The 20022-nt window shown below is 68.1% G+C and carries 17 protein-coding genes and 1 tRNA gene; 7 read left to right on the forward strand and 11 right to left on the reverse strand.

What is annotated here, in order from left to right; all coding sequences use genetic code 11:
- Positions 1-279: 279 nt before the first annotated feature.
- The gene (locus RALTA_RS09065; RefSeq protein ID WP_012353137.1) at positions 280-744 is read left to right on the forward strand and encodes a rhodanese-like domain-containing protein; all 465 of its coding nucleotides are present in this window, start codon (positions 280-282) and stop codon (positions 742-744) included.
- Positions 745-811: 67 nt separating this feature from the next.
- Here RALTA_RS09065 and RALTA_RS09070 read toward each other — a convergent pair whose 3' ends face one another.
- The 6 genes from RALTA_RS09070 to hrpA form a co-directional block, all read right to left on the reverse strand.
- On the reverse strand, positions 812-1636 hold the full coding sequence (locus RALTA_RS09070; RefSeq protein WP_012353138.1) for a competence/damage-inducible protein A: 825 nt from the start codon (positions 1634-1636) through the stop codon (positions 812-814).
- Positions 1637-1648: 12 nt separating this feature from the next.
- Positions 1649-2536, reverse strand: a complete 888-nt coding sequence (locus RALTA_RS09075) for an EI24 domain-containing protein (RefSeq protein ID WP_012353139.1) — start codon at positions 2534-2536, stop codon at positions 1649-1651.
- Between the two features lie 179 nt (positions 2537-2715).
- Positions 2716-3690, reverse strand: coding sequence for a sterol desaturase family protein (locus tag RALTA_RS09080; RefSeq protein ID WP_012353140.1), 975 nt, complete (start codon positions 3688-3690; stop codon positions 2716-2718).
- Positions 3690-4550 carry a polysaccharide deacetylase family protein gene (locus RALTA_RS09085; protein WP_012353141.1) on the reverse strand — a complete coding sequence of 287 codons (861 nt, stop codon included), beginning with the start codon at positions 4548-4550 and terminating at the stop codon, positions 3690-3692. Before RALTA_RS09085 ends, RALTA_RS09080 begins: the two co-directional genes overlap by 1 nt.
- A 26-nt stretch (positions 4551-4576) precedes the next feature.
- Positions 4577-5563, reverse strand: coding sequence for a YVTN family beta-propeller repeat protein (locus RALTA_RS09090; protein ID WP_012353142.1), 987 nt, complete (start codon positions 5561-5563; stop codon positions 4577-4579).
- Positions 5564-5705: 142 nt separating this feature from the next.
- Entirely contained in the window at positions 5706-9758 is a 4053-nt protein-coding gene (gene hrpA / locus RALTA_RS09095) for an ATP-dependent RNA helicase HrpA (protein ID WP_012353143.1), read from the reverse strand.
- A 23-nt stretch (positions 9759-9781) separates the two neighbouring features.
- Here hrpA and argA point away from each other — a divergent pair, with 23 nt between their 5' ends.
- Both argA and RALTA_RS09105 read left to right on the forward strand, forming a co-directional pair.
- Positions 9782-11263 (forward strand): amino-acid N-acetyltransferase, encoded by a 1482-nt coding sequence (gene argA / locus RALTA_RS09100; protein WP_012353144.1) that lies wholly within the window; start codon positions 9782-9784, stop codon positions 11261-11263.
- Positions 11264-11361: 98 nt separating this feature from the next.
- Entirely contained in the window at positions 11362-11634 is a 273-nt protein-coding gene (locus RALTA_RS09105; protein ID WP_012353145.1) for an oxidative damage protection protein, read from the forward strand.
- Positions 11635-11717: 83 nt separating this feature from the next.
- Here RALTA_RS09105 and rpiA read toward each other — a convergent pair whose 3' ends face one another.
- Complete coding sequence (rpiA, locus tag RALTA_RS09110; RefSeq protein WP_012353146.1) at positions 11718-12404, reverse strand: ribose-5-phosphate isomerase RpiA; 687 nt, start codon at positions 12402-12404, stop codon at positions 11718-11720.
- A gap of 170 nt (positions 12405-12574) precedes the next feature.
- On the opposite strand from rpiA, the gene tal reads away from it, so the two are divergent.
- A complete protein-coding gene (tal, locus tag RALTA_RS09115) occupies positions 12575-13531 on the forward strand; it encodes a transaldolase (protein WP_012353147.1) in 957 nt (318 codons plus the stop codon).
- Between the two features lie 76 nt (positions 13532-13607).
- Here tal and RALTA_RS09120 read toward each other — a convergent pair whose 3' ends face one another.
- From RALTA_RS09120 to rnr, 3 genes are all read right to left on the reverse strand, one after another.
- Positions 13608-14375: an SIR2 family NAD-dependent protein deacylase gene (locus RALTA_RS09120; protein ID WP_012353148.1), complete on the reverse strand. Its 768-nt coding sequence runs from the start codon at positions 14373-14375 to the stop codon at positions 13608-13610.
- A 4-nt stretch (positions 14376-14379) separates the two neighbouring features.
- A complete protein-coding gene (gene rlmB, locus RALTA_RS09125; RefSeq protein ID WP_012353149.1) occupies positions 14380-15123 on the reverse strand; it encodes a 23S rRNA (guanosine(2251)-2'-O)-methyltransferase RlmB in 744 nt (247 codons plus the stop codon).
- A 77-nt stretch (positions 15124-15200) separates the two neighbouring features.
- On the reverse strand, positions 15201-17798 hold the full coding sequence (gene rnr / locus RALTA_RS09130; protein ID WP_025584378.1) for a ribonuclease R: 2598 nt from the start codon (positions 17796-17798) through the stop codon (positions 15201-15203).
- Between the two features lie 70 nt (positions 17799-17868).
- Between rnr and RALTA_RS09135 the strand changes: the two genes are divergently transcribed.
- The 3 genes from RALTA_RS09135 (at position 17869) to RALTA_RS09145 (ending at position 19408) form a co-directional block, all read left to right on the forward strand.
- Positions 17869-17955: transfer RNA gene (locus tag RALTA_RS09135), tRNA-Leu, on the forward strand.
- Between the two features lie 343 nt (positions 17956-18298).
- Positions 18299-18733 (forward strand): Rrf2 family transcriptional regulator, encoded by a 435-nt coding sequence (locus tag RALTA_RS09140; protein WP_012353151.1) that lies wholly within the window; start codon positions 18299-18301, stop codon positions 18731-18733.
- Between the two features lie 63 nt (positions 18734-18796).
- Positions 18797-19408, forward strand: a complete 612-nt coding sequence (locus RALTA_RS09145; protein WP_012353152.1) for an NAD(P)-dependent oxidoreductase — start codon at positions 18797-18799, stop codon at positions 19406-19408.
- Positions 19409-19423: 15 nt separating this feature from the next.
- On the opposite strand, the gene RALTA_RS09150 is transcribed toward RALTA_RS09145, so the two are convergent.
- Positions 19424-19993 (reverse strand): phosphoribosyltransferase, encoded by a 570-nt coding sequence (locus tag RALTA_RS09150; RefSeq protein ID WP_012353153.1) that lies wholly within the window; start codon positions 19991-19993, stop codon positions 19424-19426.
- Positions 19994-20022: the final 29 nt, after the last annotated feature.

The following is a 20022-nucleotide window of genomic DNA, read 5'->3' on the forward strand; positions in this document are numbered from 1 at the left end:
GGCAACGAAAACGCGTTGCCCGTCGCCGAACTGCCATGTGGCGCCTCCGCGACACCAGCCAGCCTTCTGGCCTGTCTCAGGAAACACCATCATGGTGCAAACATCAAGAGGCCGCACCGCATTAGTGCGCTCGCACCAAAATCGGTCCGATTCCGCCCTTTGACGGCGCCTGCCTGACCTGCCAGGCTCGCGCATCCACCGCCCCGCAACCGCGGCGCTATAGAATAACGGGTTGCGGCCCCCGCGCCACGAATTCCACCCATTCAATTTGTCACGCCGATGACCACCCGAGACGATCTCCTCCAGGCCGCCCACCAGCGCCAGGAACAAAACCAGTTGCCGTACTTCGGCGCGCTGACGCCGCAGGAAGCCTACGCCCTGCTGCAGAACGACCCTGCCGCCGTGCTGGTGGACGTGCGCACGCAGGCCGAACTGGACTGGGTTGGCGGCGTCGACGTGCCGGATGCCCAGTTCGCCCATGTCGAATGGATGTCCTACCCGGGCGGCGCGCAGAACGCGCGCTTTATCGAGGAACTGCGCGCGCGCGTGCCGTCCGACGTGCCGGTGCTGTTCCTGTGCCGCAGCGCGGCGCGCTCCAAGCACGCGGCGCGGGTGGCCACCGAGGCCGGCTACCGCTTCGCCATGGACGTGCTCGAGGGCTTTGAAGGCAACCGCGACGATCATCACCACCGCAAGACCGTCGAGGGCTGGTGCGTGCGCGGCCTGCCCTGGCATGGCGCCTGATTCCGCCGGTAGCTGAATGCAAAGGGGCAGCCAAGGCTGCCCCTTCTCTTTTGCCCGGCGGCAACGCCTACGCCTGTGCCGCCTGGCGCGCCGGCTGTTCCACGGTCTCGAAGCCCATCGACTGCACGCCCGCCAGCAGCATGGCATAGGCCGGGCCCACCAGTTCCGCCGGGCCCTTGACGCCCAGGTCGATATGGCGGCGTGCGAAGCGGTCGCCGCGCTGCACGTCGCCGACCGACGGCAGGCTGAACACGCGGATGCCAGGATGCGCCGCCTCGACCTTCTCCATCAGCGGGGTCAGCGTCGACTCCGGCGCCTCGAACACGTAGAAGGCCCGCTCCTGCTGCGACGCCTGGTGGAACAGGTGCGCATAGTCGTGGTCCAGCACCCACTCCATCATCGGCCACGCCATCACCGGGAAGCCGGGCATGAAATGATGGTGGCCGACCGAGAAGCCGGGGATGCGGTTATAGCTGTTGGGGATGATGCGCGCGCCTTCGGGAAACTCGCCCATCTTGAAGCGGTGCTGGTTCTCCGGCAGGGTCAGGTCGCCCTTGACCGGGTCGCCGCCGGCAGTCTCGGCAATACGCAGCGCGATCAGCTCGCGCGCCTCGGGATGCAGCACCAGCGGCACGCCCAGCGCCGCCGCCGCGCACTGGCGCGTGTGGTCGTCCGGCGTGGCGCCGATGCCGCCGGTACAGAACACCACGTCAGGACCGGCCAGCGTGCGGCGCAGCGTGGCGGTGATGCGCGCGCGGTCGTCGCCGACGTACTCGGCCCAGTCCAGCGCCAGGCCGCGTGCGCCCAGCAGTTCGATGGTGCGGCGCAGGTGCTTGTCTTCACGCCGCCCGGACAGAATCTCGTCGCCAATGACGATCAGGCCGAAACCCATATTGCCCTCGCTTCAGGAATTTTCGATGCGGCGCACGTCGTGCGGCGCCAGGTCAATCACGTCGCCGCCCGACGGCGGGGCGGCAGGCGGCCGGGCCGGCACGGCGGCGCGTTCGGCCCGCAGCTGCGCCAGCGCGCGCAGGCAGAAATGGCCGAACCACAGCGCCGAGAAAATAAAGATCAGCACATAGAGCCAGAGCGTGCCGGCGAGCACGAACGGAAACAGGAAGATCACCGCCGCCGACGACACCCACAGCAGCGTCGGCGCCGAGCCCAGCAGCCCCACGGCCACCCCGATGACCAGCAGCGGCGTGCGATGGCGCCGCACCAGGGCCTTGCGCTCTTCGGCGCTGGCGTGGTCGGCCAGCGCGTCATACGTCATGACGCGGTAGGTCAGCCAGCCCCACAGCACCGGCGGAATCAGCGCAAAGAACGGCGGGATCAGCCACAGCGGCAGCGTTACCAGCACCAGCGCCAGGAACACCGCGGTACTGCCGAGCGAATGGAACACGCTGCCCAGCACGCTGCCGCCATGGGACTTGGCCAGGTCCGGGTAGCTGCGCTCCAGGTGGCGCACCACCGCCGGCACGGAGAACACGCCGATGAACATCAGCATCGAGGCGATCACCAGCGGGATCGCCAGCGCGGCGACGAACAGCGGCGCCACGACCGAGCGCAACGATTGCAGCCCGAACCAGTCGAGCGCGCTGTAGATCCAGCTGGTCAGGACCGAGGTTTCGAGGAAGCTGCGCGTGGCGCCCATGATGGGATCCCAGCCCCACCAGAGCAGGCCGCCCCACAGCAGCGTGGCCAGGACGAAAGGCAGCACGGTCAGCATCAGCATGCGGGGATGCAGCTGGCTGACCAGCGCGCGGCCAAACGAGCGGAAGATATCGTTCATGCAGTCGAAGGCAAGACAGGAAATCGCGGGGAGCCGGCCTGGTCAGCGGGGTGACGGGCCGGCGGCAACCCGGAACACTAGCATACGACACTTGCCGCCATGGCGCGGCGGCGTCCGCCGCCGCTGGAGGATGGCCTCGAATGCGCCGCCAGCGCCGCTGTGCGCAGCGCTTGCGGCGTTCAACGCAGCCGCAGGAGCCGCTTGATGCCGTACCACTGGTGGGCCAGGAAGCCCGCGCCGTAATCGTGGCCCTTGCCCACCGGCGGCGGCAGCTGGTCGCGGATGCCGGTGGGATGATAGGTCTCGGTAAAGACCGCGGTGCCGAACAGCATGTCCCACCAGGGAAAGATCACGCCGTAGTTGCAGCCGCCGAGCTTTGACGGCGCGCCGTCGGCTTCGTGGCCGATGCCGACGGCGTGGTGGGTACGGTGAAAGCGCGGCGAGATCAGCAGCCGTTCGCCGATCGTGCCGAAATGCATCCGGACGTTGGCATGCTGCAGGCTCTGCAGCAGCTGCGACAGCGCCACCAGCATCACATACTGCGACGGCTCCACGCCCACGCCCAGCGCCACCAGCGCAAACACGAGGTCGCGCAGCATGTCGTCCAGCAGGTGATTGCGGTTGTCGCTCCACAGGGTCATCTGGCGCTGGCTGTGGTGCACCGCATGCAGGTGCCACCACCAGCGGAACGAGTGCGACAGCCGGTGATACCAGTAATCCAGCAAGTCGAACAGCAGCAGGTAGACGAAGAAACTGACCAGCGGCACCGACGTCACGCCCGGCCACCAGTCTTCCACGTTGATGCGGTGCCAGCCCATCAGCCGCAGGTGTCCTTCCAGCGCGTCGGTCAGCGGCGCCAGCAGGAAGAACATCGCCAGCCGGAACAGGCCCAGGCGATGGATCACGGTGTACAGGATGTCGGTGCGGATGGCGGCCCGGTCGGCCACGGCTTCGACCGGGCGCCACTTCTCCAGCGGCCCAAGGATCAGCGCCATCACCGCAATCTGCACCAGCCCCACCAGCAGCCATTCGGTGCCGGTGAAGGCTTCCTCGGCGTAGCGGCCAAAGCCCAGGTCATAGACCACGGGCAGCACCACGTCCTGGAACAGCGTGCCTTCGATCTGGCCGATCCAGCCGTTCAGCGTCTCCCACATCAGCGTGCGCCCTCCTGTGTTCCGATGGGCCGCGCGATCCAGTCGCGATAGGCCGGGTGTTCGCGCAGCGTGGCGAAGCAGAAGCCCTTGCGTTCCAGGCCGGTGAGCAGCGGCTCGAGCACCGCCGGCGCCCAGGGATCCTGGCGCGACCAGATGCCCAGGTGCGCCATGGCGATATCGCCGTCGCGCAGGCCGGCCAGCGCACGCTGCAGCAGCACGGCATTCGGATAGCGTTCCGACGACAGCTCATCGCCCAGGAAGCCCGCGGGCGCCCAGCCGACATGGCGGAAGCCGCATTGCTCGGCCCATTGCAGCGTCTGCGGCGCGGTGCGGCCGCCCGGGGCGCGCCACAGCGGCACCATGCCGGCACCGGTCATGCCGCGCAGGGCCTCGGCGCTGCGCCGCAATTCCTTGCAGAAGCCGGCCTGGTCCATGGCCACGTCCTTGCCCGCGTGCGGGCCGAACTGCGGCCGCATGGTGACCTTGCCGGCGCGCACGCTGCGCAGGTAGACATGATCGAAGGTATGCGTGCCGAAGACGTGGCCGTCGGCCACCAGCGACTTCCAGTACGGGGCCCATGACGGGTCGAGCGAACTGTCGTTGCGCACCGTCGGCTCGTTGGCCAGGAAGAACGTGGCGCGGATATGGTGGCGCCGCAGGGTGTCGGCGATCAGCTGCGCCTGGCTCATGCTGCCGGTGTCGAAGGTCAGGTAGAGCGTACCGGCCGGGCACGCCCTGGCGTCCTGCGCGGCGGCGGCGTGCTGCGCCAGCGGCATGCCGCAGGCCAGCGCCAGCGCGGCCAGCCCCTTGACCAGCCCCTTGACCAGCGCCGCGGGGCGCAATGCCTGGATCGGTGCCATGGTCCCTGCCCTGCCCTGCGTGCGCGTCAGTACAGCGGCGCGCGCGTGCGGAAATAGATGCCGTGCGGCGAGCGCCCGACCCGCACGGTCTTGACCAGCTTGCGGCTGGCCACGTCGACCAGCCCGACCGAGCGCGCCCAGCGGAAGGTCACCCACAGGGTCTTGCCGTCGGCGGTCAGCTCCATGTCATCCGGGCCCGGCGGCAGGCCGGTGATGTCGCCGACCTTGCTCAGCGTCTGCTGGTCGATGATGCTGATGCTGCCGGTGACGCGGTTGCTGAGGAACAGGTGGCGCCGGTCGCCGACGGCGCGGAAGTTGTGCGCGCCCTTGCCAGTCTGGATCTGCTTGACCACGGTGCGGGTGCGCCAGTCGATCACGGCGACGTAGTCGGCACCGGTCATGCCGACCAGCAGGTATTTCTGGTCCGGCGTGACCCAGATCCCCGCCGGCGCGGAACCGGTTTCCATGCGCCACATCACGTTCTGCGTGACCAGGTCGATGGCAGCGATTTCGTTGGAGTCCTGCAGCGTGATGAAGGCAATGCGGCTGTCGGCGGTAAACGCGATATGGCTGGGGGTCTTGGCCAGCGGATACTGCTTGGCCAGCTTGAGCGCCTTGCCATCCCAGCGGTACACGTCGACGCGGTCGAGCCGGTTGCCGGTGGCGACAAACCACTTCTGGTCCGGCGAGAAGCCGATCTGGTAAGGGTCGTCGATATTGGGCACGCGCTGCTGGACCTTGCCGGTGACCGGATCCAGGAAGACGAGGTCGTTGCCGACCGCATTGGCGACGATCAGCGATTTGTCGTCCGGCGTGGCGATCAGGTGGTGAGGCTCTTTGCCGATCGGGAAGGTGTCGAGCACCTTCTGGGTGTCCTTGTCGATCAGCGTGACGGTGGCATCACCCGAATTGAGGATCACCACCACTTCCGCCGAAGCCGGTGCCGCCATCAGGCCCAGCGCCAGCGCGCCTACCGTGATCCCACCACCCAACCATCGCCGCAATGCGAACATAAGACCCGCTACAAGAAGAACTGAATCGGCGATTCTAACGTTTGGGCGGCTAATTCCGCTGACGTCGCGGCTGACCGAAGACAAGAATTTGGCAGATTGTTGCGCCGGCACGACCATTCCCTGCCGTACCGGCGCGCCGCCCTCAGCGCTGCATCGATTCCCATACCTTTTGCAGCCGCTTGACCGACATCGGCACCGGCGTGCGCAACTCCTGGGCGAACAGCGCGATGCGCAGTTCTTCCAGCATCCAGCGGAATTCCTCCAGCCGCGCGTCCTCGCCGCCGCGGCCCTGGGTGCGCAGCTGCTTCTCGGCCCGCTGCCACTGCTGCACCAGCGGCGCCATCTCCTGCATGCGCTGGCTGTCGCGGGCCGGATCGCCCTTGAGCTTGTCCACGCGCATGGCGATGCCCTTCAGGTAGCGCGGGAAATGGACTAGCTGCGTGTACGGGGTGTCGTCGATAAAGCGCTTGCCCATCAGCCGGCCGAGCTGCGCCTCCATGTCCGCGTAGGCCCCGGGGAACGGCTTGGCCTGCAGCAGCTTGCGCGGCAGCCCGGCGTATTCGGCCAGGATGGCGCCCACCAGCCGCGCGATCTCTTGCGCCAGCAGCGACAGCCGGGTACGGCCTTCGTCCTTGCGGGCGTTGAATTCAGCGTCGTTGCGCGGCAGCGGTGCCTGCATGCAGGCGCGCTCAAGCGCCAGCATCACGATCTGCTCGCGCAGCATTTCCTGCGTGCCCAGGGTCATGTACTGCATCGCCATCTGCTGCAGGCCGGGAATGTTCTTCTCGATGAACTTGACCTGCTCGCGCAGCTGCAGCGCGAACAGCCGCCGCAGCCCCAGGTGGTGGATGCGGGCCGCTTCCTGCGGGTCGTCGAAGACTTCGACGTCGCAGTGCGTGCCGCGGTCGACCAGGGCCGGATAGCCGAACAGCGTCTGGCTGCCCTTGCGGATCTCGAGCAGCTCCGGCAGCTCGCCGAAGCTCCAGCCGGTCAGGCCTTCGTACTTGCCGGGTTCGGCCGCGGCCAGCGCCGGCGTCTCCGGGGCCTGCCCAGGGGCCTGGGCTGCGGCGTCGGCCGCGGCCTGCGCGGCCACGCGCTGGAACGACTGCTGCGCCTGCCCGCCCAGTTCGGCGCGCAGCTGGGCCAGGTTGCGGCCCATGTCGAGCTGGCGCCCGTGCTCGTCGATCACCTTGAAGTTCATGGCGTGGTGCGCGGGCAGCGTTTCCAGCTTGAAGTCCGCGCGCCGGACCATGGTGCCGGTCTGCTCGCGGATATCGGCGATCAGCACGTCCAGCAGCTCGCCTTCGCCGAACGGCTGGCGCGCGACAAAGCCCGCGGCATAGTCCGGCAGCGGCACGCAGTGGCGGCGCAGCTTCTGCGGCAGCGACTTGAGCAGCAGGTGCACCTTCTCCTTGATCATGCCGGGCACCAGCCAGTCGGCGCGCTCGGGACGCACCTGGTTGAGCGCGTACAGCGGCACGGTCAGGGTCACGCCGTCGCGGTGGCTGCCGGGCTCGAAGTGGTAGGTCAGGCCCATGTCCACGCCGGCCACCGTCATGGTCTTGGGAAACAGGTCGGTGGTGATGCCGGCCGCTTCGTGCCGCATCAGCTCGTCGCGGTTCAGGTACAGCAGCTTGCGGTCGTTGGCGCTTTCGGCCTGGTACCACTGCTCGAAAGTGGCCTGCTGGCAGATGTCGGCCGGGATCGCGCGGTCGTAGAAGGCGTAGATCAGCTCATCGTCGACCAGCACGTCCTGGCGCCGCGACTTGTGTTCCAGGTTCTCGATCTCGCGCACCAGGCGCTGGTTGTGCGCGTAGAACGGCAGGCGCGTGTCGAACTCGCCCTCAACCAGCGCGCGGCGGATAAACAGCTCGCGCGCCTCGCGCGGGTTCATCGGGCCATAGTGCACGCGGCGGTGCTGGTAGACCACCAGCCCGTACAGCGTGGCGCGCTCCAGCGCCAGCACCTGGCCGGCCTTCTTTTCCCAGTGCGGATCGCTCCAGCTGACCTTGAGCAGGTGGCGGCCCACCTGCTCCAGCCATTCGGGCTCGATGCGCGCCAGCGTGCGCGCGAACAGCCGGCTGGTTTCGACCAGCTCGGCGGCGACCACCCAGCGCCCGACCTTGCGCGCGATCAGCGTGCCCGGCCACAGGTGGAACTTGATGCCGCGCGCGCCCAGGTATTCGCGGCCCTTGCCGTCGCCATCCTCGATGCGGCAGCCGACGTTGCCGAGCAAACCCGTGAGCAGCGCCTTGTGCACCTGCTCGTAGGTCGGCTCGCTGTCGTTCAGGCGCCAGCCCTGCTCGGTCACGGTGGTCAGCAGCTGGGAATGCACGTCGCGCCACTCGCGCAACCGCAGGTGCGACAGGAAATGCGCGCGGCACTGGTCCTGCAGCTGGCGGTTGGACTTCTTGTGCGCGACCGCGTCCTCGAACCACTTCCACAGCCGGACCCAGCCCAGGAACTCGGACTTCTCGTCCATGAACTTGCGATGGGCCTGGTCGGCGGCCTCCTGCGCTTCCTGCGGGCGGTCGCGCGGGTCCTGCACCGACAGCGCGCTGGCAATGATCAGCACCTCGCGCAGGCAGTGGTGTTCGCGTGCGGCCAGGATCATGCGCGCCACGCGCGGGTCGAGCGGCAGCTTGGCCAGCTGGCGGCCGGTGCCGGTCAGCTGGTTGGCGTCGTCGACCGCGCCCAGTTCCTGCAGCAGCTGGTAGCCATCGGCCACCGCGCGGCCCAGGGGCGGCTCGATAAACGGGAACGACTCGATATCGGTCAGCCGCAGCGCCTTCATGCGCAGGATCACCGCGGCCAGCGACGAGCGCAGGATTTCGGGGTCGGTAAAGCGCGGCCGCCCGGCGAAATCGGATTCCTCGTACAGCCGGATGCAGATGCCGTTGGCCACCCGGCCGCAGCGGCCGGCGCGCTGGTTGGCGGCGGCCTGCGAGATCGCCTCGACCTGCAGCTGCTCGACCTTGTTGCGATACGAGTAGCGCTTGACACGGGCCAGGCCGGTATCGACCACGTAGCGGATGCCCGGCACCGTCAGCGAGGTTTCGGCGACGTTGGTCGCCAGCACGATGCGCCGCGCATTCGACGGCTTGAACACCCGCTCCTGCTCCTGCACCGACAGCCGCGCGAACAGCGGCAGGATCTCGGTATGCGGCGGGTGGTGCTTGCGCAGCGCCTCGGCGGCCTCGCGGATCTCGCGCTCGCCGGGCAGGAATACCAGCACGTCGCCGGGGCCGGCGCGGCACAGCTCGTCGACGGCATCGACGATGCCGTCGTACAGGTCGCGCTCGCGCGCCTGCGGGCTGCGCGGCGCGCCGGCGGCGGGCGCGTCGTCGGCGATCGGGCGGTAGCGCACCTCCACCGGATACAGCCGGCCGCTGACCTCGATCACCGGCGCCGGCTTGTCGCCCGTGGCGAAATGCCGGGCAAAGCGCTGCGCGTCAATGGTGGCCGAGGTGATGACGACCTTCAGGTCCGGCCGCCTGGGCAGGATTTGGCGCAGGTAGCCGATCAGGAAGTCGATGTTGAGGCTGCGTTCGTGCGCCTCGTCGATGATCAGCGTGTCGTAGGCGCGCAGCAACGGGTCGTTCTGCGTTTCGGCAAGCAGGATGCCGTCGGTCATCAGCTTGACCGACGCCCCCGACGACATGGTGTCGTTGAAGCGCACCTGGTAGCCCACGTGCTCGCCCAGCGGCGTGCCGAGCTCCTGCGCGATGCGCTTGGCGGTCGAGGTGGCGGCGATGCGGCGCGGCTGGGTGTGGCCGATCAGCCCCCCGCCCTCGCGGCCGGGGCCGCGCCCGATCGACAGGCAGATCTTGGGCAGCTGCGTGGTCTTGCCGGAACCGGTCTCGCCGGAAACGATCACCACCTGGTTGGCCAGCAGCGCCGCGGCAATCTCATCGCGGCGGGCCGATACCGGCAGCGATTCGGGGAAGGTGATCGGCGGCAGCGGGTTGACCGGGCGCGGCGCACGCGGCGGCCGCGGCGGGCGGGCTTCACGCGGCGGGCGCTGGCCGCCCTCGGTGGCCGGCCGCGCACCGGCGGGCCGGGCCGGGCCCGCCTGCGGCTGCCGGGCCGGACCGGGCGCCGGGCGGGACTGGGCTGGGGAAACGGGCTGACCGGCACCCGCGCGCTGGCGCGGCGCGGCCGGTGGTTTGGGCTTGACGGGGCGTTGTTCTGACATTGGCCGGGATTATAATCCGCGGGATGAACGCCAGAACCGACGCGCCGCAGACGGCGCCTGCCTCCGCTCCCGCTTCTTCTGCCGCCCCGGCCTCCTCCGCCGCCGAGGCGCAGGCGGAGTCCCGCGCCACGGCCGAACTGCCTGCCCCCGCGCCGACCTCTCCCGTGCCCGTCACCGCCGATCTGGATCGCAGCGGCCCGGACCACCAGCAGTTCGTCGACTGGCTGCGCATGGTCGCGCCGTATATCCATGCCTTCCGCGGCAAGACCTTCGTGATCGCCTTCGCCGGCGAACTGGTCAAGTCGGGCGTGCTGAACGCGCTGGTCAATGACGTCGCGCTGCTGCACGCCATGGGCATGCAGATCGTGCTGGTGCACGGCTCGCGCCCGCAGGTGGAAGAGCAGCTGGCGCTGCGCCATGTCGAGTCGCAATTCGTCGACGGCGTGCGCGTCACCGACAACGCCGCGCTCGAATGCGCCAAGGAAGCCGCCGGCGAACTGCGCCTGGACATCGAGGCCGCGTTCAGCCAGGGCCTGCCCAACACGCCGATGGCCGGCGCCCAGCTGTCGGTGATCTCCGGGAACTTCGTCACCGCGCGCCCGGTCGGCATCGTCAACGGCACCGACTACCAGCACACCGGCCTTGTGCGCAAGATCGACGCCGAATCCGTGCGCATGTCGCTGTCGCACGGCAAGGTGGTGCTGCTGTCGCCGCTGGGCTTCTCGCCCACCGGCCAGGCCTTCAACCTGTCGATGGAAGACGTGGCCAGCGCCACCGCCACGGCGCTCAAGGCCGACAAGCTGATCTTCATCACCGAGGTGCCGGGCGTGCCCGACCCGGTCGGCAAGATGATGCAGGAAATGTCCCTGCGCACCGCGGTGGAGCGGCTGCAGAACAACCACCTGCCCCCCGACGTGGCCAACTACCTGCAGCACCTGGTCAAGGCGCTCAAGGGCGGCGTGCCGCGCGCGCACCTGATTCCCTACTCGCTCGACGGCGCGGTGCTGCTGGAGCTGTTCCTGCACGACGGCGTCGGCACCATGCTGTCCGACACCGACCTGGAGAGCCTGCGCGAGGCCACGCTGGACGACGTCGGCGGCATCGTGCAGCTGATCGCGCCGCTGGAGCAGGACGGCACGCTGGTGCCGCGCGGGCGCCACCTGATCGAGCGCGATATCGGCAACTTCTCGGTGATCGAGCACGACGGCGTGCTGTTCGGCTGTGCCGCGCTGTACGACTATCCGCGCGAGAACATGGGTGAGATGGCGTGCCTGACGGTATCGCCGGAAGCCCAGGGCACCGGGGACGGCGAGCGCCTGCTCAAGCGCATCGAGCGCCGCGCCCGTGCGTTGGGGCTGGAGCGGCTGTTCGTGCTCACCACGCGGACCGAGCACTGGTTCCTCAAGCGCGGTTTCGTCCACGCCACGGTCGACGACCTGCCCGAGGACAAGCGCAAGCTCTACAACTGGCAGCGCAAGTCGATGGTGCTGATGAAAAAGCTGTGACGCCGTAGGGACAATCGCCGGCGCGCCGCGGCCGGCCGCCCTGCTTGGCTACAATAGCGCCAGCGCCGAAGCTCTCACGAACATTCCAAGGAGTCCCCATGGCCCGCACGGTCCATTGCATCAAGCTGAACAAGGAAGCCGAAGGTCTCGACTTCCCGCCGCTGCCCGGCGAACTGGGCAAGAAGATCTGGCAGAGCGTGTCCAAGGAAGCCTGGGCCGGCTGGCTCAAGCACCAGACCATGCTGATCAACGAAAACCGCCTGAACATGGCCGATGCGCGCGCGCGCCAGTACCTGCTCAAGCAGACCGAGAAGTATTTCTTCGGCGAGGGTGCCGACCAGGCGCAGGGCTACGTGCCGCCGCAGTCCTGATCCGGACTGCCGGGCAACAAAAATGGGGTGCCTGAGGCACCCCATTTTGCTTGGTGGCGCACCCGGGCGCCGAAAGCCAGGACTCAGTAGTCCGTGCGTTGCACGCCGTCGCCGGTGCCCAGCAGCAGCACGTCGGCGCCGCGCAGCGCGAACAGGCCCACCGTGACCACGCCCGGCACCTGGTTGATGGTCTGCTCCAGGCCGCGCGGATCGTCGATCTTCAGGCCTGCCACGTCGAGGATCACATTGCCGTTGTCGGTCTTGTAGATGCCGCCTTCCTTGGTCATGCGCAGGCGCGGCTGGCCGCCCAGCGCCTGCAGCTTGCGCGCCACCGCGGCGCGTGCCATCGGCACCACCTCGACCGGCAGCGGAAAGGCGCCCATGGTCTGGACCAGCTTGCTGCCGTCGGCGATGCAGACAAAGCGCCTGGCCACCGAGGCGACGATCTTCTCGCGCGTGAGCGCGCCGCCGCCGCCCTTGACCATAGCGCCGCTGGCGTCGATCTCGTCGGCGCCGTCGACATACACCGGGATCTCGTCGACCTCGTTCAGGTCCAGCACCTTGAATCCGTGCTGCTGCAGGCGCCGCGTGGAAGCCTCGGAGCTCGACACCGCACCCGCGAAGCGGTCCTTGAACGCCGCCACGGCGTCAATGAAAAGGTTGGCGGTGGAGCCGGTGCCCACGCCGAGCACGGCCCCTTCGGGCACTTCCTGCTTCACGTAGTCGGCGGCGGCTTGCGCGACCAGCGCCTTGAGTTCATCCTGAGTCATGACAACAGCCAGATTGCGTTGGGGGAAAAGGCGTAGTGTAGCGGATTGCGGGGGCCGCCCGCGCGGGCCCCGGCGACCGCGCAGGTACAATGGACCGCACCGGTGCAGCACGCGCCCCTCACAGCCCGCGAACGCTTTTTGCAGACGCTCAAGCAGACGACCTAGCGACCATGAACCAGCTCGAACAACTCAGGCAGTTCACCACGGTGGTGGCCGATACCGGCGACTTCCAGCTGATGAAGCAATACACCCCCCAGGACGCGACCACCAATCCGTCGCTGATCCTGAAAGCGGTACAGAAACCCGAATACCGCCACCTGCTGGAGCGCGCGGTGCAGGACCACCACGGCAATGGCGGCGTCGACGCGGTGATGGACGAAGTGCTGATCGCCTTCGGCTGCGAAATCCTGGCGATCGTGCCGGGCCGCGTGTCGACCGAGGTCGATGCGCGCCTGTCCTTCGACACCACCGCCACGGTGAACAAGGCGCGCCACCTGATCCAGCTGTACGAGCAGCGCGGCATCGCGCGCGAGCGTGTGCTGATCAAGATCGCCTCCACCTGGGAGGGCATTCGCGCCGCCGAAATCCTGCAGCGCGACGGCATCCGCTGCAACATGACGCTGCTGTTCTCGCTGGTACAGGCGGTGGCCTGCGCCGAGGCTGGTGCGCAGCTGATCTCGCCGTTCGTCGGCCGCATCTTCGACTGGTACAAGAAGCAGGCGGGCGAGCAATGGGACGCGGCCGCCAACGGCGGCGACAACGATCCGGGCGTGCGCTCGGTGCGCCAGATCTACGACTACTACAAGAAATTCGGTTATCCCACCGAGGTCATGGGCGCGAGCTTCCGCAGCACCGCGCAGATCCTGTCGCTGGCCGGCTGCGACCTGCTGACCATCAGCCCCGAACTGCTCGAGCAGCTCGCCGGCGGCCAGGGTCCGGTGGTGCACAAGCTGTCGGTGGACCAGGCCCAGGCGGCCAACATCGCCCGCATCACCGCCGACGAGCCGTCGTTCCGCTGGCAGCTCAACGAAGACGCCATGGCGACAGAAAAGCTGGCCGAAGGCATCCGCCTGTTCGCCGCGGATGCGGTCAAGCTGGAGAAGCTGATCGGCGAGATTGCAAAATAAGGCTCGCCGGACAACGAAGCCGCCGTCGTTCCCGCGAAGGCGGGAATGACAGTGGAAATTGACGCCTTGACCCGGCTCAGCCGGCCGATGGCGCCGGCTGCGGCCACAGCTGGGGCAGGCACGCGCCGGCCGCGGCCGACAGCACGATGTCCGCGGTCTGGTCCAGCGCCGACGGCTGCGGGTTGACCACGATCACCGGCGCGCCATGGTCGCGCGCCACGCCCGGCAGCCCCGCCGCCGGGTACACCAGCCCCGAGGTGCCGACCACCAGGCACAGGTCGCAGGTCTGCGCCACATGCTCGGCGCGGTAGCGCGCGACACGCGGCAGGTCTTCGCCGAACCACACCACCCCCGGGCGCATCAGCGCGCCGCACAGATTGCAGCGCGGCGGCATGCCGGGCAGCGCGGTGGCCTCGCTGCAGCGGCCGCAGCCATCCAGCCACTTGTTGGCGAACAGGTTGCCGTGCAACTCGATCACGCCGGCGCTGCCCGCGCGCTGGTGCAGGCCGTCGACGTTCTGCGTCACCAGCGTGACCGGCTTCTGCGCGGCCAGCGCCACCAGCGCGTGATGCGCCGGGTTCGGGTTGACCGCCGCCACCAGTTCGCGCCGGTGCTGGTACCACTGCCACACCAGCGCGGGCTGGCGGCGGTAGGCGGCCTCGCTGGCCAGCTCCTCCGGATCGAACTGCTCCCACAGTCCGGTCATGGCGTCGCGGAAGGTCGGCACGCCGGATTCGGCGGAAATACCGGCGCCGGTCAGCACGAAGATATTGCTGGCGCCGCCGATCAGCCGGCGCGCTTCTTCGAGCCCCGGGAGTGCCGGCAGACGCGACTCGTCGGCCATGGTCTCAGCGCGGCAGGCGCCGCTGGCGCACGGCCTCGTACAGGCACACGCCGCTGGCCACCGACACGTTCAGGCTTTCCACGCCGCCCGCCATCGGAATGCCAACCAGCTCGTCGCAGGTCTCGCGCGTCAGGCGGCGCATGCCCTCGCCTTCCGCGCCCATCACGATCGCGGTCGGTCCCTTGAAATCGATGTCGTACAGCGACTTCTCGGTGCCGTCGGCGGTACCGATCACCCAGATGCCGCGCTCCTGCAGTTCGCGCAGGGTGCGCGCCAGGTTGGTCACGGTGATATAGGGAACGGTTTCTGCCGCGCCGCTGGCGACCTTGGCCACGGTGGCGTTCAGGCCGACGCTGCGGTCCTTGGGCGCGATCACGGCGTGCGCGCCGGCACCGTCGGCCACGCGCAGGCAGGCGCCCAGGTTGTGGGGATCGGTAACGCCATCCAGCACCAGCAGCAGCGGCGTGCCTTCGATGCCGTCCAGCAGTTCGTCGAGGTTCAGGGCCAGCGCCACGTCCTCGGCACGCGCCACCACGCCCTGGTGGCGGTCGGTGCCGGCCATGCCGCGCAGGCGCTCGGCATCGACCGGATGCAGGCGCACGCCCAGGCTTTCGGCCAGGCGCACGAAGTCCTGCATGCGCCGGTCGCGGCGGGCGGATTCGATGTAGATGTCGGACACGCCCTTGGGATCTTGCCGCAGGCGCGCGGTCACGGCGTGAAAGCCGATCAGGAGTTTTTGTTTAGCCATGGGCGCGATTGTACCCGCCCGGCCGCCGTCCCCGCGTGGCCGGGACGGCAACCTGACGGCAACTCGACGCCGATCCGCTAGCGCTTGCGCGGCGTGCGCTTGGTGGCGGTCTTGCCCGCCGGCTTGGCCGCTCGCGCCTTGGAAGCCGGCTTGCGCGGCTTTTCCAGGTGCGCGGGCTTGGGCTTGGCGGCGCGCTTGCCCGGCTTGCCGCCGGTCTTCAGGTGCGGCTTGAGCGGCGTGATCACCGCCTCGAACACCGGTTGCTCTTCGATCACCCGGTCCAGCGTCTCGTCGAACGATTCCTCCGGCTTGGACGAGCCACCCAGCAGCGCCGCCAGCTGGCGGCCCTTCTTGCGCGCCGGCACCGCATGGGCGGCCGGCACGCGCGGCTGGGTTTCGGCCCCCGTCACGCGCGCGCGCAGGGTTTTCGCCGAAGGCTCCTGCACCAGGCGGAAATCGATCTTGCGCGCATCGAGGTCGACACGCGACACCTGCACGCGCACCCGGTCGGTCAGCCGGTAGCGGATGCCGGTGCGCTCGCCGCGCAGCTCGTTGCGGGCCTCGTCGTACTGGAAGTAGTCGCTGCCCAGCTCGGTCACGTGGACCAGGCCTTCGACGTAGAGCTCGTCGAGCTGTACGAAGATGCCGAACGAGGTCACGGCGCTGACGGTGCCGGCATAGTCGCTGCCCAGCTTGTCGCGCATGAAGTAGCACTTGAGCCAGGCCTCGACATCGCGCGAGGCCTCGTCGGCGCGGCGCTCATTGGCCGAGCAGTGCAGGCCCAGCTCGTCCCAGATGGCCTCGTTGCGCCGGGCGCGCGCCGCGGTCAGCTCGGCCTTCTGCTCGGCGTCCTTCGCCTGCAGCCGGCGCGCCTTCGGCGAGATCGCGGTGTTCAGCTCGGTGCCGTGGGCAAATGCGGGCTGGTACTTGGTGTGCGCCAGCACCGCCTTGATCGCGCGGTGCACCAGCAGGTCGGGATAGCGGCGGATCGGGCTGGTGAAGTGCGCGTAGGCCTCGTAGGCCAGGCCGAAGTGGCCGATATTGTCGGGGCTGTACACCGCCTGCTGCATCGAGCGCAGCAGCATGGTCTGCAGCATCGGCGCGTCGGGGCGGGACTTGATCTTGTCCATCACCTCGGCGTAGTCCGACGCCTGCGGCTTGTCGCCGCCGCCCAGCGACAGCCCGGCGGTGCGCAGGAAATCGCGCAGGTTCTTCAGCTTCTCGTCGCTGGGGCCGGCGTGGATGCGGTACAGCGCCGGGTGCTTGAAGCGCTCGAGGAAATCGGCCGCGCACACGTTGGCGGTCAGCATGCATTCCTCGATCAGCCGGTGCGCATCGTTGCGCGTGCGCGGCAGGATCTGCTCGATCTTGCCCTGCGCGTTGCACACGATATAGGTCTCGGTGGTGTCGAAGTCGATCGCGCCACGCGCGCGCCGCGCCTTGAGCAGGACCTGGAACAGCTCGTACAGGTTCTGCAGGTGCGGCACCAGCTCGCTGCGCTTGTGGGCCTCGGGACCCTTGGTGTTGGACAGCACCGACCAGACCTCGTTGTAGGTCAGCCGCGCGGTCGAGTGCATCACCGCCGGATAGAACTGGTAGCCCTTGAGTTCGCCCTTGGCGGTGATCACGGCATCGCACACCATGCACAGCCGGTCCACGTGCGGATTGAGCGAGCACAGCCCGTTGGACAGCTTCTCCGGCAGCATCGGAATCACGCGCCGCGGGAAATACACCGAGGTGGCGCGGTCGAGCGCATCAGCATCGAGCGGCGTGCCGGGACGCACGTAGTGCGACACATCGGCAATCGCCACGATCAGGCGCCAGCCCTTGGCGCGGCCGATCCTGACCGGCTCGCAGTAGACCGCGTCGTCGAAATCGCGCGCGTCTTCGCCGTCGATGGTCACCAGCGGGATGTCACGCAGGTCGATGCGGTGGTCCAGGTCGGCCTGGCGCACCTCGTCGGGCAGCCCCGCGGCTTCCTGGGCAGCGGCCGGCGAAAACTGGTGCGGCACGCCATACTTGCGCACGGCGATCTCGATCTCCATGCCGGGATCGTCGATTTCTCCGAGCACCTCCACCACGCGGCCCACGGGCTGCACATACCGGTCGGGGAATTCGGTCAGCTCGACGCTGACCACCTGCCCCACGCGGGCCTTGCCCTGCGCCTTGGGCGGGATCAGGATGTCCTGGCTGATGCGCTTGTCTTCCGGCGCCACCACCAGCACGCCGCCCTCGCTGAGCAACCGGCCGATGACAAAGCGGTTGGCGCGCTCGATGATCTCGACGATCTGGCCCTCGGGGCGCCCGCGCCGGTCATAGCCCACCACGCGCACCTGCGCGCGGTCGTTGTGCATGGCCTTTTGCAGCTCGCGCTCGGGCAGGAAGATATCGTCTTCGCCGTCGTCGCGGATCAGGAAGCCGAAACCGTCGCGGTGGCCCTGCACCCGGCCGGTGACGAAGTTGGGCTGGTGCGCCAGCTCATAGCGGCCCTTGCGGTTGAGTTCGATCTGGCCGTCGCGCTCCATGGCGGCCAGGCGCTTCTGGAAGCCATCGTGCTCCTTGCGCGTGACCGCCAGCGCCTTGGCGATATCGCCTGCCGACTGGGGGGATCCCGACGTTCTCAGCACGCCCAGGATTTCTTCCCGGCTGGGGATCGGATAGTTATTCTGATTCAATTTTTTCTGGAAACTATTTGACAAAATTCTCGCGCTCTCTATAATGAGCGCTTCGGTTGTTTCGACACCTGCCCAGGTGGCGGAATTGGTAGACGCACTAGGTTCAGGTCCTAGCGGTGGCAACACTGTGGAGGTTCGAGTCCTCTCCTGGGCACCAGATCACCGGAAAACCCGCAGCGCTTTCGAGCCCTGCGGGTTTTTTGTTTTTGACGCCTGTTTCGCGCATCAGATCCGGCAACTTGCACTCCTTGCTTGGCGGCACTGCCGCGATGTCATAACTGCGAGCGTACGGGTTTTTCCCCGTCCGTGAAACCGCGCACCGTACCCCGCGCGGCAGCCGCACCACAAGGTTACGGCAATGTCGGGGAGTGTAACAGCTTCAGTGGCGATTCCGGCATTCCGGCGGCCACTGCAAACCATTTCGCCGCAACCGCTTTCCCCCAACGCTTGACGGCGCCGACGATATGTAACTATCATGGTTTCACATCGCACCCGACACCATGAGCACAAGCAGCCGGTTTGCCGTAGCCGTCCATATCCTCACCCTGCTGGCCAGTTCCGCCGAGCCGCTGCCGTCGTCGCTGATTGCCGGCAGCGTCGGCACCAACCCGGCGCTGATCCGGCGCCTGGTCGGCCAGCTGGCTGAAGCAGGACTGGTGGCGACCACCATGGGCAGCACCGGCGGCGCCACGCTGGCGCGCCCGGCCGCTTCGATCACGCTGCTGGAAGTCTTCCGCGTGGTCGAGACCACCGCGCTGATCGCGTTGCACCAGAGTGCCCCCAATCCGGCCTGCCTGGTCGGGCGCGAGATCACCGGTGCGCTGCGCAAGGTCGCCGACCGCGCGCAGGCGGCCATGGACGAGACCCTGGCCGGCATCACCATCGCCAGCATGCTTGCCGATGTCGAGCGGGGCAGCCAGCGCCGCAAGCGCTGATTTTTTTATCCCGATATGTAACCACATCAGTTTCATATCCACTGACTCAACCAAGGAGTGACCATGAAGATCGCCATCATTGGAGCCACCGGCCGCGTTGGCACGCGCCTGACCGACGAAGCCGTGCGCCGCGGCCACCAGGTGACCGCCATCGCGCGGCAGGCCAGCCGTTTGCCCGCGCGCGCAGGCGTGACCAGCAAGGATGTGGATGCGACCGACACCGCGGCACTGAGCGCCGCCCTCGCCGGCCATGATGTCGTCATCAGTACCGCGCGCTTCGCGCAGCTCAATGCGCAGCAGGTAACCACGGCGGTGCGCCAGGCCGGCGTGCCGCGGCTGCTGGTGGTGGGCGGTGCCGGCAGCCTGTATGTCGCGCCGGGCGTGCAGCTGGTCGACACCTCGAATTTTCCCGACGCCTACAAGGCCGAAGCACTGGCCGGCCGGGACTTCCTGAACGCGCTGCGTCACGAGCAGCAGATCGACTGGACTTTCCTGTCGCCCGCCGCGCTGTTCGAGCCGGGCGAGCGGACCGGCCAGTTCCGCATTGGCGAGGAAAACCTGCTCAGCGATGCGGCAGGCAAGAGCTGGATCTCGATGGAAGATTTCGCCATCGCGATGCTCGATGAAATCGAGAAGCCGGCGCATTCGCGCCAGCGCTTCACGGTGGGCTACTGAGGCCGGCGGCGGCGCTCAGTCGCGCGTGCCGTCGTCCAGCAGGCTGGCGCGCTTGCCGCGCTTGAGCCATGCGGCGAGGTTGTGGGGGCGCAGCGTGTCGTATTCTTCGAACGGCTGGTGGATCCAGGGGTTCGACTCCAGGAAGGTGACGTGGTAGTCCGGCTCCACCTTGGAGCATGCCTTGTACCACAGCACTGCCGAGCGCACTTCGGTCACCGCCGGATAGCGCTCCTTGAGATGGCGGCCCACGCGCTCCAGCGTGATGCCCGAGTCCACCAGGTCGTCGACAAGCAGGATCTTGCCGCTCAGCTCGCCGCGGGTCATGGTGATGTACTGCGCGATGTCCAGCTCGCCCTGCTGCGTGCCGGCGGCCTCGCGGTAGCTGCTGGTGGCCAGGATGGCCAGCGGCACGTCGAAGATGCGCGACATCTGGTCGCCCACGCGCAGCCCGCCGCGTGCGAGGCACAGGATCTTGTCGAACTTCCAGCCCGACTCATGCACGTTCAGCGACAGGCGTGCGATCAGGCGATGGTATTCGTCCCAGGAAACCCACAGGTTCTCGTCATCGTTGGTAGGCAGGTTCATCGTTCTACTCGTTGTATCGTCCGGTCGGT

The organism is Cupriavidus taiwanensis LMG 19424 (assembly GCF_000069785.1).
In the GTDB taxonomy this organism is placed as follows: Bacteria; Pseudomonadota; Gammaproteobacteria; order Burkholderiales; family Burkholderiaceae; genus Cupriavidus; species Cupriavidus taiwanensis.